Source organism: Klebsiella indica (assembly GCF_005860775.1).
GTDB lineage: Bacteria > Pseudomonadota > Gammaproteobacteria > Enterobacterales > Enterobacteriaceae > Klebsiella > Klebsiella indica.
Map to the genome: position 1 here is coordinate 87609 of NZ_VCHQ01000005.1, position 15687 is coordinate 103295.

The 15687-nt window shown below is 54.3% G+C and carries 13 protein-coding genes; 5 read left to right on the forward strand and 8 right to left on the reverse strand.

Going from position 1 to position 15687, the window contains the following annotated elements; all coding sequences use genetic code 11:
• Nucleotides 1-9: 9 nt before the first annotated feature.
• Nucleotides 10-1605, forward strand: coding sequence for a UxaA family hydrolase (locus FE839_RS03835; RefSeq protein ID WP_138359326.1), 1596 nt, complete (start codon nt 10-12; stop codon nt 1603-1605).
• 159 nt (nt 1606-1764) lie between these two features.
• Here FE839_RS03835 and livF read toward each other — a convergent pair whose 3' ends face one another.
• From livF to livK, 5 genes are read right to left on the reverse strand one after another with little or no spacing between them, the layout of a single operon-like run.
• A complete protein-coding gene (gene livF, locus FE839_RS03840) occupies nt 1765-2478 on the reverse strand; it encodes a high-affinity branched-chain amino acid ABC transporter ATP-binding protein LivF (protein WP_138359328.1) in 714 nt (237 codons plus the stop codon).
• Nucleotides 2479-2495: 17 nt separating this feature from the next.
• Complete coding sequence (gene livG, locus FE839_RS03845) at nt 2496-3263, reverse strand: high-affinity branched-chain amino acid ABC transporter ATP-binding protein LivG (protein WP_138359330.1); 768 nt, start codon at nt 3261-3263, stop codon at nt 2496-2498.
• Entirely contained in the window at nt 3260-4537 is a 1278-nt protein-coding gene (locus FE839_RS03850; RefSeq protein WP_138359332.1) for a high-affinity branched-chain amino acid ABC transporter permease LivM, read from the reverse strand. Before FE839_RS03850 ends, livG begins: the two co-directional genes overlap by 4 nt.
• Complete coding sequence (livH, locus tag FE839_RS03855) at nt 4534-5460, reverse strand: high-affinity branched-chain amino acid ABC transporter permease LivH (RefSeq protein ID WP_138359334.1); 927 nt, start codon at nt 5458-5460, stop codon at nt 4534-4536. Before livH ends, FE839_RS03850 begins: the two co-directional genes overlap by 4 nt.
• A 60-nt stretch (nt 5461-5520) precedes the next feature.
• Nucleotides 5521-6630, reverse strand: coding sequence for a high-affinity branched-chain amino acid ABC transporter substrate-binding protein LivK (gene livK, locus FE839_RS03860; RefSeq protein ID WP_138359336.1), 1110 nt, complete (start codon nt 6628-6630; stop codon nt 5521-5523).
• A gap of 422 nt (nt 6631-7052) precedes the next feature.
• Between livK and panM the strand changes: the two genes are divergently transcribed.
• From panM to FE839_RS03880, 3 genes are all read left to right on the forward strand, one after another.
• On the forward strand, nt 7053-7436 hold the full coding sequence (panM, locus tag FE839_RS03870) for an aspartate 1-decarboxylase autocleavage activator PanM (protein ID WP_138359338.1): 384 nt from the start codon (nt 7053-7055) through the stop codon (nt 7434-7436).
• 204 nt (nt 7437-7640) lie between these two features.
• Nucleotides 7641-8183 carry a LemA family protein gene (locus FE839_RS03875; protein WP_138359340.1) on the forward strand — a complete coding sequence of 181 codons (543 nt, stop codon included), beginning with the start codon at nt 7641-7643 and terminating at the stop codon, nt 8181-8183.
• Between the two features lie 4 nt (nt 8184-8187).
• Nucleotides 8188-10239 carry a DUF2207 domain-containing protein gene (locus FE839_RS03880; RefSeq protein ID WP_138359342.1) on the forward strand — a complete coding sequence of 684 codons (2052 nt, stop codon included), beginning with the start codon at nt 8188-8190 and terminating at the stop codon, nt 10237-10239.
• Nucleotides 10240-10348: 109 nt separating this feature from the next.
• Here the strand turns inward: FE839_RS03880 and FE839_RS03885 are convergent, their stop codons facing one another.
• Together FE839_RS03885 and FE839_RS03890 are read right to left on the reverse strand one after the other, a co-directional pair.
• Nucleotides 10349-11452, reverse strand: coding sequence for a branched-chain amino acid ABC transporter substrate-binding protein (locus tag FE839_RS03885; RefSeq protein WP_138359344.1), 1104 nt, complete (start codon nt 11450-11452; stop codon nt 10349-10351).
• 315 nt (nt 11453-11767) lie between these two features.
• On the reverse strand, nt 11768-13033 hold the full coding sequence (locus tag FE839_RS03890; RefSeq protein WP_138359346.1) for a 4-aminobutyrate--2-oxoglutarate transaminase: 1266 nt from the start codon (nt 13031-13033) through the stop codon (nt 11768-11770).
• Between the two features lie 118 nt (nt 13034-13151).
• Here FE839_RS03890 and pdxR point away from each other — a divergent pair, with 118 nt between their 5' ends.
• Nucleotides 13152-14666, forward strand: a complete 1515-nt coding sequence (pdxR, locus tag FE839_RS03895; protein ID WP_138359348.1) for a MocR-like pyridoxine biosynthesis transcription factor PdxR — start codon at nt 13152-13154, stop codon at nt 14664-14666.
• 33 nt (nt 14667-14699) lie between these two features.
• On the opposite strand, the gene rpoH is transcribed toward pdxR, so the two are convergent.
• On the reverse strand, nt 14700-15554 hold the full coding sequence (rpoH, locus tag FE839_RS03900) for an RNA polymerase sigma factor RpoH (protein ID WP_138359350.1): 855 nt from the start codon (nt 15552-15554) through the stop codon (nt 14700-14702).
• Nucleotides 15555-15687 lie beyond the last annotated feature (133 nt).

The window sequence follows — 15687 nt, forward strand, 5'->3', positions numbered from 1 at the left end:
ATAACTAAAATGCAGACCATCTTAAAAATTGACCCTACTGACAACTTGATCGTTGCGCTGCAAGACTTACGCAAAGACCAGCGGGTTAACTGGAATAATGAAGAGTATCTCCTGCGTAGCGATGTCAAAGCCAAACACAAGTTCGCCACCGAGGATATTGAACCCGGCGATATTGTTTCTCTGTACGGTGTCCCGGTAGGCAAAGCAACGCGGCCTATCGCCCGCGGCGAAGCCGTCACCACCGAAAATATCAAACACTACGCGGCCCCGGTTTCGCTTGATGACGTCGCGCCCTATGACTGGCAGCAGCCGGATATCTCCGCATGGCAGACGCGGACGTTTCGGGGAATCGTCCGTGAAGATGGCCGGGTCGCCACGGCCAATTACTGGCTGGTCATTCCGCTGGTTTTCTGTGAAAACCGCAACGTTCAGCGCGTCACCGATGCGCTGAACGACGCCCTGGGCTATGCCAATAACGGCCTGAAAAATTTCGCGCGCCGGGTGGCCTCGGCCGATGTCTTCGACGATAAGCGACATCTCCCCTTCCCTCATCTTGACGGCATCCGCTGTATTACCGTCAACTCAGGCTGCGGCGGCGCCTCCTCAGACAGCATGACCATGTGCGACGTCCTGGCCGCCTATGCCGATCATCCTAATGTGCTCGGCGTAACGGTCTTTGCGCTGGGCTGTGAAAAAGCGCGTATTGTCGATTTCAAAGCGGCGCTCGCGAAACGCAACCCGCAGTTCAACAAGCCGGTGATCTACTTCAGGCAGCAGGACTGGAGCAGCGAAGAAAAAATGATGCAGGATGCATTGACCGAGACCTATAACGCCATTCGCGAAGCGCCCGTCGCTGAACGGCAGGAGGTCCCGCTCTCTGAACTCAAAATCGGCGTGAAATGCGGCGCCTCGGACGGCTTCTCGGGGATCAGCGCGAATCCGGCAATGGGTGAGGTCTCGGACCGTCTCGTCGCTCTGGGCGGCGCTTCCGGGCTGGCGGAGTTCCCGGAACTGTGCGGCGCGGAAGGGGATCTCGTTCAACGCTGCAACAGTCGCGATCTAAAAGAGAAGTTTCTGTCGCTGATGAAAAACTATGAACACGTGGCTAACTTCTTCGGCACCACCATCGCTGATAATCCCAGCCCAGGGAATATTGCCGATGGCTTGATCACCGACGCCATCAAATCTGCCGGTGCGGCGAAAAAAGGCGGCAGAGCGCCGGTTAGCGCGGTATGCGACTATGCAGAACCGATGGCGGAGCGCGGGCTTTCGCTGGTATGTACGCCGGGCAACGACGTGGATGCGGTGACGGGGCTGGTTGCTGCGGGATGCAATGTCGTTATCTTCTCAACCGGATTAGGCACGCCAACAGGGAACCCAATCGTTCCGGTACTCAAAATCTCCACCAACTCGGCTCTCGCGAAAAAGATGCCGGATATTATCGATTATGACTGCGGGCCTATTATTGAGGGCACGCCGCTGGCAGAAATCGCCGACGGCTTGTTTGAGAAAATCATCGCCACCGCCAGCGGACGCTGGCGAACCAAAGCGGATGCGCTCGAACAGTTTGATTTTATGTTATGGAAACGCTCTCTGGAACTGTAGGCATCGGGCAAAACGCCCGCCAGAAGGCGGGCGTGAATGGATAACGAACCGATGTTACTTGCCGTTCTCGCATTTCTGCCGGGCGGCGGCTAATGCCTTGCCCGGCCTGTGAGCCTGTAGGCCCAGGCAAGCGAAGCGCCGCCCGGCGTTTTTAATTAACTACCCGCCCAGATAGGCGCTGCGTACTGCTTCGTTAGCCAGCAACGCATCGCCGGTATCGGATAGCACCACGTGACCGTTTTCCAGCACATAGCCGCGATCGGCAAGCTTCAGCGCCTGGTTGGCGTTCTGTTCGACGAGGAAGATGGTCATCCCCTGTTCGCGTAGCTGTTCGATAGTATCGAAAATTTGCTGAATGATAATCGGCGCCAGTCCCAGCGAAGGCTCATCCAGCAGCAGGAGGCGCGGCTGGCTCATCAGCGCCCGACCGATTGCCAGCATCTGCTGTTCACCACCGGACATGGTGCCCGCACGCTGAACCCGACGCTCAAGCAGACGCGGAAACAGCTCATACACCCACTTGATGCGGGTCTGGAACTGGTCGCGATCGGCAAAAAATCCCCCCATCGCCAGGTTCTCTTCCACCGTCATCCGCGAGAAGACGCGACGCCCTTCCGGAACAATCGCCACCGCTTCACGCATGATTTTCGCCGTCTGCCAGTCAGTAATATCTTTACCATCGAACACAACGCGCCCGCTGGAGGCGCGCGGATCGCCGCACAGGGTGCCCAACAACGTGGTTTTCCCCGCGCCGTTGGCGCCAATCAGGGTAACGATCTCCCCCTGATTGATATGCAGGCTGACGTTGTGCAGCGCCTGGATTTTTCCATAGTGCGCGCTAACGCTATCAAAAGATAACATCGTTTTTTCCATCTTATGCGTCACCACCATTATGCTTCACCTAAATAGGCACGGATCACGTCCGGGTTATTGCGGATCGCTTCCGGCGTACCGTTGGCCAGCGGCGTGCCCTGGTTTACCACGTAAATACGGTCGGAAATGCCCATCACCAGCTTCATATCGTGCTCAATCAGCAAGATAGTGGTGTTGTGATGGCTGCGCAGCTCGGCGATCAGTTCGTCCAGCTCTTTGGTCTCTTTCGGGTTTAGCCCCGCAGCAGGCTCATCCAGCATCAGGATTTCCGGCTGCGTCACCATACAGCGGGCGATCTCCAGACGCCGCTGGTCGCCGTAGGCCAGGTTACTGGCCTGGCGGTTGGCGTGCTCCAGCAGGCCGATACGCTCAAGCCAGGCGGCGGCGCGGTCCAGAGCTTCGCTCTGCGCGCGGCGGAAAGACGGCATTTTTAGCAGACCGGAGAAGATCCCGGTTTTCAGCTGCTGATGTTGCGCCACCAGCAGGTTTTCAATCACCGTCATTTCGCGGAACAGACGCACGTGCTGGAAAGTCCGCACCACGCCCATACGGGCAATCTGCTGGCCCGGCAGCCCTTCGAGATGCTGGTCGCGCAGCATAATGCTGCCGCCGGTCGGTTTATAGAAGCCGGTCAGACAGTTAAAAACGGTGGTTTTCCCTGCGCCGTTCGGGCCGATAAGCGAAACAATTTCCCGTTCACGCAGCTCCAGCGACACGTTATTGACCGCCAGCAGGCCGCCGAAACGCATCATCAGGCCGCTTACAGATAATAATGGCTGACTCATTCCTGCTCTCCTTTCGCCTGACCGTTTTTCAGCTTCAACTGCAGACGCGTCATTGGCAGAAGGCCCTGCGGACGCCAGATCATCATCAGTACCATCAACGCCCCCAGCATCAGCATGCTGTATTCATTAAAATCACGCATCAGCTCACGCGACACTACCAGCAAAATCGCCGCGAGGATCACCGCAAACTGCGAGCCCATCCCGCCCAGGACGACAATCGCCAGCACAAAAGCGGATTCAGCGAAGGTGAAGGATTCCGGGCTGACGAAGCCCTGACGGGCGGCGAACAGAGTACCGGCAAAACCGGCAAACGCCGCGCTGATGGTAAACGCGGTCAACTTGATACGCGTCGGGCTAAGGCCCAGCGAACGACAGGCGATCTCATCTTCGCGCAGCGCTTCCCACGCGCGACCGAGCGGCATACGCAGCAGGCGGTTAATGACAAACAGGCTTAACACCACCAGCAGCAGGGCCACCAGGTAGAGGAAAATCACGCGATCGGACGGATCGTACTTCACGCCGAAGAAGTGGCTGAACGTATCCCAGCCGCCTTCGCGGGCGCTGCGGCTGAATTCAAGACCAAAAAGAGTCGGTTTCGGGATCTGACTGATGCCGTTCGGGCCGCCGGTCAAATCGGTGTTGTTGAGCAGCAGGATGCGCACAATCTCACCGAAACCAAGCGTCACAATCGCCAGATAGTCGCCGCGCAGGCGCAGCACCGGGAAGCCGAGCAGAAAACCCGCTGCGGCCGAGACCAGCCCCGCCAGCGGCAGACAGGTCCAGAATCCCAGACCGTAATAGTGGTTCAGCAACGCGAAGGTGTAAGCGCCGATGGCATAGAAGCCGCCATAGCCCAGTACCAGCAGACCGGACAGCCCCACCACCACGTTAAGGCCCAGGCCGAGGATAATGTAGATCATCGTCAACGTGGCGATATCCACCGTCCCGCGCGACACGATAAACGGCCACGCCACGGCAATAACCAGCAGAGCAGCCAGCAACAGCTTCTGTTTAGGCGTCGAGCCATCGATGGCCGGCAGAATAAACTTCGGCCCGGAGACGTTCTTCATCGTTTTCCGCAACAGCGGACGCAGCAACTGGAAGAGGAAGACCACGGCGGTACCGATAAAGATCCACTGCCAGCGGATATCGGCGGCGGTATCCACCACCAGTTTGGTGCCGGACAGTTCCAGCTGCACACCCATAAAGACGCCAGCCAGCACAAAGAACATCGCTGCTGACAGCAGCGCCATCACAAAATGCATCGGTTTCATACTTTTTCCACCTCCGGGCGACCCAGGATACCGGTCGGCATCACCAGCAGAACCAGGATCAATAGCGCGAAGGAGACCACGTCTTTGTATTCCGTGCTGAGATAAGCAGAAGAGAGCGCTTCAGCGATACCGAGAATCAGGCCGCCAATCATCGCGCCAGGAATACTGCCGATACCCCCGAGAACGGCGGCGGTAAAGGCTTTCATCCCGGCCATAAAACCGATATACGGGTTGATCACGCCGTAGAACTGACCCAGCAATACACCCGCAACCGCCGCCATTGCCGCGCCGATCACAAACGTCAGAGCGATAACGCGGTCAGTATTAATACCGAGCAGGCTGGCCATTTTCAGATCTTCGGCACAAGCGCGACAGGCGCGGCCCATACGGGAATAGCGGATAAACAGGGTCAGCGCCAGCATAGCGATGAACGTGACGATCCAGATAACCAGTTGCATAGTGGTGATAGTGGCAGAGAAGTTTTCGCTGCTGCCCACCGTCCACTGGCCGTTAAACAGGTTTGGCAGCGCGACATCGCGCGAACCTTCCGTCAGACTGACGTAGTTTTGCAGGAAGATGGACATCCCGATAGCGGAAATCAGCGCGATCAGACGCTTGGAGTTGCGCACGGGCCGATAAGCCACCCGTTCGATACTCCAGCCGTAGGCGCTGGCAATCACAATTGCGCCAACGAATCCGGCGGCCACCAGCAGCCAACTGGCATCAATTCCCATCATCATCAGGGCGGCAATGATCATGAAGGAGACATAGCTGCCAATCATGTATACCTCGCCGTGGGCGAAGTTAATCATGCCGATAATGCCGTACACCATGGTATAGCCGATGGCGATCAGCGCATAGGTGCTTCCCAGCGTGACGCCGTTAAACATCTGCTGCAGAAAATAAAGAAACTGCTCGGACATAAGGTAACCTTTCTCTACCCGCCCGCGTTGCGCGGGCGGTGGGATAACGTGTTTTATGGCTTATTTCGCGAGAGTGGATGACCCATCCGCGTGCCACTTGAAGACACCAAATTCAAATCCCTTCAAATCGCCTTTTTCATCCCAGTTCAGCGGCCCAATCACGGTTTTCGCACCGTGCGCTTTCAGATCATTGATTAAATCCAGCGGCTCCTTGCTTCCGGTTCTGTCCATTGCCTGCGCCAGAGACTGCACGGCGGCGTAGGTGATCCAGACATACGGACCGCTCGGATCTTTCTTGTCGGCTTTAAGCGCAGCAACGATAGCGCTGTTGGCAGGATCCTGATCATAGCGTTTCGGCATCGTCACCAGCATGCCTTCCGCCGCATTGCCGGCGATATTGGAGAGCGATGAGTTACCCACGCCTTCCGGACCCATAAACACGGTTTTCAGACCCACGGTGCGCGCCTGACGCAGCATCTGCCCCATTTCCGGGTAGTAGCCGCCGTAATAAACGAAGTCGATATTTTCTTTCTTCAGACGCGCCAGCAGCGCAGAGAAATCTTTTTCACCGGCGGTAATACCGTCGAAAAAGACAATGTTCGCGCCGCCTTTTTTCAGGTTCTCCTGGACAGAACGCGCCAGCCCTTCGCCGTACTGCTGCTTATCATGAATGATAGCAATACGCTGCGGTTTGACGGTTTCCAGGATGTATTTTGCGGCGGTCGGCCCCTGAGAAGAATCCAGACCGGCGGTACGCATAATGTACTGATAACCGCGCTGAGTCAGCTCCGGGTTGGTTGCGCCCGGTGAGATCATCAAAATGCCTTCATCTTCATAAATATCAGATGCAGGCTGAGTGGAAGAGGAGCAGAGATGACCAATAACGTATTGAATGCCGTCATTGACGATTTTGTTCGCGACCGCAACGGCCTGTTTCGGATCGCAGGCGTCATCATATTCCACGCCAACCAGCTTATCGCCTTTAATGCCGCCCTGAGCATTAATATCTTTAATCGCCTGACGTGCGCCGTTGAATTCCATATCGCCCCACTGGGCTACCGGGCCAGACATCGCGCCAACAACCGCGACTTTAATATCCCCGGCCATTACCGCATGGGACATCGCCAGTGCGACAACCCCCGCGATAACCGTTTTCGCGCTCCTTTTCATACTACAGAACCCCGTTCGTGATGTGGTGTAAATATCTTGTATTTTTATGGTTAAAAAGCATTCTGTGCTTTTATTAAACAACGCTACTTTTATCATTATCTTTAATGATTTAGCGCGGTTTTTTGCCTGAATACAGAGTAAAATCTCTATTTTTCAGGATATTAAGGAAATATAATATTCTGTATTTGCGGGAAGATAAACAAAAAAAGTCCAACAAACAGCATAAAATAACGATACATAAGGCGGAATAAAACGCTATATTCCAGGTTAAAATTCTGCTTATTTTTCGATCCATAATGCATTGCGCTACCCTGACCCATCCAGGAAAACGAATCCCCTGATGAATTGGTAAAAAAACAACGCACCGCCCGATAGTGAATTTGGCTACACTGACGCATCTGTTTTAACTGGACTCTCCGCGCATGAAACTGACCATTATTCGTTTGCAGCACTTCAGCGATCAGGATCGCATCGACTTAGGGAAAATCTGGCCGTCACAAAATCTGTCGGCGTTAATTCTGGATGATAATCATCGTATCTATGCTGCTCGCTTTAACGATCGCCTGCTGGGCGCCGTTCGGGTGACGCTGACTGGCGTCGAAGGCGAACTGAGCGCGCTGTGCGTGCGTGAAGTGACTCGCCGCCGCGGCGTCGGGCAATATTTAGTGGAAGAAGCCTTGCGGGATAACACGGAAATAACCTGCTGGCGAATAGCCGATAGCGGCGTAGAAAACAGAAGCGTGATGGCGGCGTTTATGCAGGCGCTGGGCTTTAGCGCACAAACCGGCGGTTGGGAAAAGCGCTAGTCAAAGCGTTGTCCAATCGATTTCATCGGGTAAAGCAGAGCGTGTTTGTTTTCTCCTGACAGTTCAAGATATCAGCTGACGGATGCACAATTTACCCAACCATTGCATGTGAAGTAAGATTCACCAACGCGTAAAATTGCGCAGATACCATTCATATTTAACTATCTGATCGACAATGATCGACAACAATCATGGAATTACCATATGGAAATGTACATTGGACCGGCAATTGTCGCCGTGATGCTTCTTTGGGCCATCATCACCTATAACCGTTTTATCTCGCTGCGGCGGTTTAAAGACGAGGCCTGGAGCGGTATTGCCGTTCAGCTCAAGCGACGTCACGAACTGGCCCCTAATTTACTCAGCCTGGTAAAACGTTATGCGCAGCACGAAAAAGAGCTACTGGAAGAAATCGCTCGCCAGCGCAGCGTCATGATGAGGGATCCCCGACAAGTTGCTGACAGCGAGCAGCAATACTCCAGGACGCTGAGCCGTATATTCGCCCTGGCAGAAGCGTATCCTGAACTCAAAGCCAACGAAAACTTTCTCTCTTTGCAGCAGTCCCTGGCCGAAATAGAAGAGCAACTTCAGATGTCCCGTCGCTATTTTAACGGTACAGTGCGCGATTATAATATTCTGGTGGAATCATTCCCCAGCCTGCTGCTGGCTCGCTTGTTTAATTTCAGAGCGGAACTCTTCTTTGAACTGGATTCACTCGAAGAATCCAAATTGCCGAGGATGGAGTGATCCCATGTCGAGGTTGCCCACCCGGATCCTTCACGGTTTTGGTGTGTTGATCCTGTGGCTGATTGGTTTTAGCTCAGTTGCGAGCGACAATATTACCATCACTGATGCCTCTCAGCTTCCCAGCAACGCACGGTTGATACCCGCATATGAACATATTATCTCTTTCAATTCCCGGGCACGTTTTAATCCGGATGGCAGCATGGAGATGCAGGAAAACATCAAAGTGCTCTCGCTAAGTAACGAGATTCGGCGGGGGATTTTTCGCACACTGCCTCTTACCTGGAACCGGCAAGATGGCAAAATTTTCAGTGTGGATTATGCAATAAAATCAGTCCTACGTGATGGAGTGGTAGAACCATACAGCCTCGATCATACGACAAAAACGCTGACCATTCGTATAGGCAACGCCGAACAGATCCTGAAGCCTGGTATTTATAACTATGAAATCCGCTACCTGGTCAGCAACCATTTCAGCCGTTTTCCAGAGTGGGATGAGCTTTACTGGAACGTCACAGGAAACGACTGGAACTGGCCAATCAGCAAAGTCCGTTTTCACGTGGAACTACCTGATGCCATCGGTAACCTGGATGCCGAGGGTAAAGATGCAAGGTTGCGTACTATCGACGTTTACACCGGTAAATCGGGCGTAAAAACAAACAATGCGACAATCTTGCCTGATGGCAGCGTCCAGACATCGCGTCCCCTGGCCGCCGGAGAAGGGTTAACCGTTGTCTATACCTGGCCGCGCGACATCCTGACCAATGCCGCCGCCCCGATAGCTGTCTGGCCGCTGGTTCATTTACTGGTGCCTACGTTTGCAACCAGCGCTATCTGGCTCCCCCTGTTACTACTTATCATCTACTACTGGCTCTGGTGGCGCAAAAACGTCACTATCACAGGGCTAAAAATGCCGCCGGTAGTGCCACAATTCTCGCTGCCTGACGCGATGTCGCCAGGCTATTTGCGTTTCATCACGCAGCGTAAATATGACGATGTGGCATTCAGCAGCGATCTGCTGGGGCTGGTTGCCAAACGGGCGATGACATTAACGAAGAAAAAGAAGAGCAAGGCCGAAAGCGTGTGGCTTTCAGCCTCGGTTGGTGAACAGTGGCTTTCCCGCTCACCCGACGCAAATAATCGGCAGCTCAATGCCGCCGACAAAAAGGTGCTGAGTATACTTTTCAGCACTAAACGTCAGAATATCAACCTCAGTACCCCTCATCAACAGTTGATGCTTAACGCCCGTAAATGGCTGGAAAGTCGTTGCGACGAGCAGAAACCGCAGCTATGCCGAAAATGGGGTAAACCATTTCGGCGTTGCATTTACATAGCGCTGCTTGTGCCGATCGTTTGCGGCGTCTTGTTTAATCCGGCAGCAGCGTTTCTGACCATTCCAAGCCTGCTGTTTTTGACTGTAGGTGTTTCGCTGCTGTCATTTTTGCTGAAATTTTTTTGCCATCCGATAAAAACAGGGCGCAGTTGGGGACCTATTCCCATTTTTATGGCGCTCATATTTGGCCCTTTCGCCACGCTGAGCGGTGGCATTTTTTTGTTCACTATGTTGCCCGTCACCCAGATTCCACCCGGTTATATTGGCGCATTATTGACCGCTATTGCACTGTGCGCGTTCGTTGGCTGGAAAACCCCGCGCTATACACAGAGTGGACTGAACGACCTGGCCATAGCCAAAGGGCTGAAGCTGTATATCAAAACGGCTGAGAAACCACGCTTTCAGGCGCTTTATCCACCCAACCAGATGGTTGCACACTTTGAAAAACTATTGCCGGTCGCACTGGCGCTCGACGTAGGGAAAACGTGGGCGAATACGTTTGCCAAATACCTGGCCACTAGCGGTGCGATGTCGGAAGTATTTGAGAACGCAAATTGGGCTAGTGTGAATCACTTTTGCCATAGCTGTCATTCTGCTGCCAGCGAGAGGCCAGACCGAAGTTCAGGAAGCGGCAGTTCATCAGGTTCTGGCTACAGCGGATCTGGTTCCTCTGGCAGGGGATCGTCTGGTGGCGGTTCCGGAGGCGGTGGTGGTGGCGGCTGGTAAATGCCGTCGCGCGGCAAGCGCTGAAATCCCCCGGTTGCTTACATCAGTAAGCAACCGGGGTTGAAACACGCAACTAACGCACCTGCAGCGCGAAAGATGCAGGTTAAATTTATTTGGCGTCGGTCGCCGTACCGTTGGCATGCCAGGTAAACACGCCGAATTCAAAACCTTTCAGGTCGCCCTTCTCGTTCCAGGAGAGCGGCCCCATGACGGTATTCACCGTTGTCCCTTTCAGGTATTTGGCGATCTCAACCGGATCATCAGAGTGATTCAGACCCGCTTCCAGAGATTGCAGCGCGGCGTAGGTGGTCCACACGAACGCGCCGCTCGGATCCTGTTTCTTCGCTTTGATCGCATCCACGATCGGTTTGTTGGCCGGTATCTGGTCGTAGTTCTTCGGTTTGGTCACCAGCATGCCTTCTGCAGCAGCGCCCGCGATATTAGACAGCGAAACGTTGGCGACCCCTTCCGGCCCCATAAACTGCGTTTTCAGCCCGGCGGCGCGCGCCTGGCGCAGGATCTGCCCCATCTCCGGGTGATAGCCACCGTAGTAAACGAAATCGATATTCTCTTTCTTCAGACGCGCAACCAGAGTAGAGAAATCTTTTTCACCGGCGGTGATGCCATCAAAGAACACCACGTTAGCGCCGCCTTTCTTCAGGTTATCCTGCACCGCGCGGGCCAGCCCCTCGCCGTATTGCTGCTTGTCGTGCACGATCGCAATACGCTGCGGTTTCACTTTGTCGAGAATGTATTTTGCGGCGGTTGGCCCCTGGTCGGAGTCAAGACCCGTGGTACGCAGGATCAATTTATAACCGCGATCGGTCAATTCTGGCGCGGTGGCGGCCGGCGTGATCATCAGCACACCTTCGTCTTCATAGATATCAGACGCTGGCTGAGTGGAGGAGGAGCACAGGTGGCCGATAACATATTTCACGCCGTCGTTAATCACTTTGTTCGCCACTGCAACCGCTTGTTTCGGGTCACAGGCATCGTCATATTTTATCATCTGCAGCTTATTGCCCTTGATACCCCCTTTGGCGTTGATATCCGCAATTGCCTGCTCTGCGCCGGTAAACTCCTGGTCACCATACTGCGCTACCGGGCCAGACATCGCGCCTACGACGGCGACTTTAATGTCCTCGGCCATTGCCGCACTACTCATGATTAAGGCAATACATCCTGCCAGTAACGCTTTACCCTTCATATTCATCCTGAGGCTCCCCATTATCATGGTTTTTGCATTTGTTGTGATGTTGTTTTCTAGCGCATTATTCTAATTAGACACATAAGAAAAGCATATGATAGTTAGATTAGGGTCTGCCGCCTGCGCTTATGCAGCACACTATGCTAAACATACCGTCATTCAGGAGAATTGGGAACGAGAAAATGAGAGAGACGTAACAGATAAGTGACAAATAAAAATCTGCATCAACAGAAAACATCACCCACAGAACGATAAACTGGACTTATATAACGTTCTGGGATGATAAATCTGCGGCAGCCGAGGCTGCCGCAAACAACAGGATTAGTCCTTCAGTATGCGGGACAGAATATCCAGCGCCTGCGTAAATTGCGCATCCGGGATAGTTAACGGATAGAGGAAGCGAATTACGTTGCCGTAAACGCCGCAGCTCAACAGCAGCAGACCGTTTTCCTGCGCCTTCTGCTGAATCTGACGGGTAATTTCCGCCGATGGCTCCCCGGTTTGCGGGTCGTTAAACTCTACCGCCACCATCGACCCCTGACCACGAACATCCGCAATGGCTGAACAGTGCTGACGCGCCTGATTCAGCACCTCTTTCAGATGCTGACCTAACCGTTCGGCACGCTGACACAACTTCTCCTCTTCGATCACCTCCAGAACCGCGAGCGCTGCCGCAACCGCCAGCGGGTTGCCGGCATAAGTACCGCCCAGGCCGCCCGGAGCAGGTGCATCCATCACCTCGGCACGCCCCACTACGCCGGAAAGCGGGAAACCGCCGGAAAGGCTTTTAGCCATGGTCATCAGGTCAGGCTTCACATCATAATGCTGCATCGCAAACAGTTTGCCGGTACGCGCAAAGCCCGTTTGCACCTCATCGGCAATCAGCAGAATGCCGTGGGTATCGCACAGCGCGCGCAGCGCCTGCATAAAGTCAGGCGGGGCAACGTTAAAACCGCCTTCACCCTGAACCGGCTCCAGCACAATCGCCGCCACCTGATCCGCCGCGATGTCCGCTTTGAAAATGCGCTCCAGGCTCTTCATCGCTTCGGCAGTGGTGATGCCGTGGACGGCGTTCGGGTACACGGCGTGATAAACCGATCCCGGAAACGGACCAAAACCAATTTTGTAAGGGGCCACTTTACCCGTCAGCGCCATGGTCATAAAGGTACGCCCGTGAAAACCGCCGCCGAAGGTAATCAATCCCGGGCGTCCGGTATAAGCGCGGGCAATCTTGACCGCGTTTTCAACGGCTTCCGCCCCGGTGGTAAAGAATGCCGTTTTCGCCGGGCCTGCAATTGGCGCCAGGGCGTTAATCCGCTCAGCCAGCGTGACATAGCTTTCATACGGGACAACCTGATAAGCCGTATGGGTAAAGGCCTGCAGTTGCTGTTCAACAGCGGCCATCACTTTAGGATGGCGATGACCGGTATTCAGCACCGCGATACCGGCAGCGAAATCAATCACCTCATTGCCTTCAATATCCCACAGGGTGGCATTCTCTGCTTTTTCAACAAAGTAGTCGCACATTACCCCTACGCCGCGCGGAGTCGCCTGCTGACGACGCTGATTCAGTTCTGAACTTTTCACCCGAGAATCTCCTGTCATGTGTATCACGCTATCGCAACAAATTCGAAATGATGTCGTTTATTTACACCGTATTTGGCCCTATAATCGAGTACCAATTCAGATTATCTGAGAGATCCAATTGCGCTCGCTTGTCGCAGACTTGCTACTGGTCAGATTGCAGGAAGAATCAGACCCGCTATTGCATAAACGCCTTTACAAGGCAATTCGCCGCTCAATTCTGGATGGTTCTCTGCCGCCCCACAGCCGCCTGCCCCCTTCACGCGATCTGGCCGGTGAGCTGCACATTTCACGTAACACAATCCTAACGGTTTACGAACAACTTCTGGCAGAAGGATATGTGGTTTCCCGTCGCGGCAGCGGAACATTCGTGGCAAAAACGCTGCCTGATATGTTCCTCCCCGCAACCCGCGCGGATAAAAACGCTCCCGCATCAACGTCAACCGCGCTGATCTCCCGGCGCGGCTTGCATCTGCTGGACCACGTCAGCGCCAGCCCTCGCCAGTGGGGTGCCTTTATCCCCGGCGTACCGGACGTCAACGCGTTCCCTCACCCGTTGTTCGCTAAAATCCTGGCGCGTATCAGCCGACGGCCAAAGCCAGAGCAGCTTAGCTACAGCTGCAACGGCGGGACTGCCGAGCTACAACATGCGTTGGTCGATTATCTGAGAGTAGCCCGTGGCGTCCATTGTCAGGCAGAGCAAATTCTTATTACCGAGGGGATCCACCAGGCTATCGATCTGGTTACCCGCATGCTGTGCGACAGGGGCGATCTGGCCTGGGTTGAGGAACCCTCCTACTGGGGCATTCGCCATGTACTGGCGATGAATGAAGTACAGGCGGAGCCCATTATCGTCGATGCTAATGGTCTGTGCCCGCCCGAAACCCTCGCCGAAACGCCGAAGCTGATCTTCGTTACGCCATCTCATCAGTATCCGCTCGGCGCGGTGATGAGCCTCGAACGCCGACAGCGGTTGCTGGCGCTGGCTCATCAACACGGAAGCTGGATTGTAGAAGATGACTACGACAGCGAGTTTCGCTTTTCCGGCCAGCCAATACCGGCATTGCAGGGCCTGGCCCCTGAAGCGCCGGTGGTCTACATCGGCACGTTCAGTAAGACGCTTTATCCCGGGCTTCGACTGGGCTACGTAGTGCTCCCCCGCCCTCTGGCAGCCAACCTCAAAAACGCCCATGCCGAGCTCTATCGCGGTGGCCATTCGCTTACCCAACTGGCGCTGGCGGAATTTATCAACGCCGGTCATTACTCGGCGCATATTCGCCGCATGCGTCTGCTATACAGCCGCCGTCGCGCCTGCCTGATCGAGCTGATTCAACGCCACTGCGGGCCGCACGCATTGTCGGATTTTAGCGACAATGCCGGACTGCATCTGATTCTGAATTTGCCGGATGAGGTGGATGATGTGACCATTGCCCGACATGCGAACGAAGACACTATTTTAGTGCGTCCGCTGTCGCGCTATTACCTGACGGAACGGCGTAAGAAAGGGTTGTTAATAGGTTTCGCCTCCCTGGAGGAGGCGCAAATGGAACCGGCATTTAACCTGCTGCTGAAGTGTTTGCAAAGGTACTGCCCGCAGGTTCTCGCTGGCGCTGAAAAACAAAACGCCCCAACGTAATGTGGGGCGTTATCGGGGAGGCTGGCGCTCAGATTATGCTTCGATAGCGGCGCGCAACTTTTTCATGGCGTTCTTTTCAAGCTGACGCACACGCTCCGCTGAAACGCCGTAGCGATCCGCCAGTTCCTGCAACGTGGACTTGTTATCTTCATCCAGCCAGCGGGCGCGGATGATATCCTGGCTCCGCTCGTCAAGGCCCTGCATCGCGTCGGTCAGTTTATTGGCCGCCTGCTCTTCCCAGTTATCGTCTTCAATACCGTCGGCAAAGTTAGACGTTTTGTCCTGCAGATAGAGCACCGGCGCCATCGGCTGACTATCGGACTCATCATCCGCAGACATTTCGAAGGTCATGTCCTGCGCCGCCATACGTGACTCCATCTCACGCACGTCTTTGCTCGACACCCCCAGCTCGCGGGCAACCATTTCCACTTCATCCTGGTTGAACCAGCCAAGACGCTGCTTAGTTTTACGCAAGTTAAAGAACAGCTTACGCTGCGCTTTAGTGGTCGCGACCTTCACGATACGCCAGTTACGCAGCACGTATTCGTGAATTTCCGCTTTGATCCAGTGTACGGCGAAGGAAACCAGGCGCACGCCCACTTCCGGGTTAAAACGGCGCACGGCTTTCATCAGACCGATATTACCTTCCTGAATCAAATCCGCCTGCGGCAGGCCATAGCCCGCATAATTACGAGCAATATGAACAACAAAGCGCAGGTGAGACAGAATCAGCTTTTTCGCTGCTTCCAGATCGCCCTGGTAATGCAGCTTTTCAGCAAGCTCCCGCTCTTCATCAGCCGATAACATCGGCCAGGTGTTAGCAGCCCGGATATACGATTCCAGGTTACCAACGGGGGCTAAAGCTAAAGTTTGCATATCTTTGGTCATTCAAATCCTCTCAATCGATATCTTCTGGCACCATTCTGTCCTCACAACAGAACAACAAATATGCCAGCATTGATGCGCAACGAGAATATCACCCACATTAATATCAGACAGTGATTTTATCCACAAGTTCCAT

What these genes read in the sequence shown, in the direction of transcription:
- FE839_RS03850 (WP_138359332.1), bottom strand. Translation starts at nt 4,537, where the DNA reads ATGAAACCGATGCATTTTGTGATGGCGCTGCTGTCAGCAGCGATGTTC.
- livH (WP_138359334.1), bottom strand. Translation starts at nt 5,460, where the DNA reads ATGTCCGAGCAGTTTCTTTATTTTCTGCAGCAGATGTTTAACGGCGTC.
- livK (WP_138359336.1), bottom strand. Translation starts at nt 6,630, where the DNA reads ATGAAAAGGAGCGCGAAAACGGTTATCGCGGGGGTTGTCGCACTGGCG.
- livG (WP_138359330.1), bottom strand. Translation starts at nt 3,263, where the DNA reads ATGAGTCAGCCATTATTATCTGTAAGCGGCCTGATGATGCGTTTCGGC.
- FE839_RS03835 (WP_138359326.1), top strand. Translation starts at nt 10, where the DNA reads ATGCAGACCATCTTAAAAATTGACCCTACTGACAACTTGATCGTTGCG.
- livF (WP_138359328.1), bottom strand. Translation starts at nt 2,478, where the DNA reads ATGGAAAAAACGATGTTATCTTTTGATAGCGTTAGCGCGCACTATGGA.
- FE839_RS03875 (WP_138359340.1), top strand. Translation starts at nt 7,641, where the DNA reads ATGGAAATGTACATTGGACCGGCAATTGTCGCCGTGATGCTTCTTTGG.
- FE839_RS03885 (WP_138359344.1), bottom strand. Translation starts at nt 11,452, where the DNA reads ATGAATATGAAGGGTAAAGCGTTACTGGCAGGATGTATTGCCTTAATC.
- panM (WP_138359338.1), top strand. Translation starts at nt 7,053, where the DNA reads ATGAAACTGACCATTATTCGTTTGCAGCACTTCAGCGATCAGGATCGC.
- rpoH (WP_138359350.1), bottom strand. Translation starts at nt 15,554, where the DNA reads ATGACCAAAGATATGCAAACTTTAGCTTTAGCCCCCGTTGGTAACCTG.
- FE839_RS03880 (WP_138359342.1), top strand. Translation starts at nt 8,188, where the DNA reads ATGTCGAGGTTGCCCACCCGGATCCTTCACGGTTTTGGTGTGTTGATC.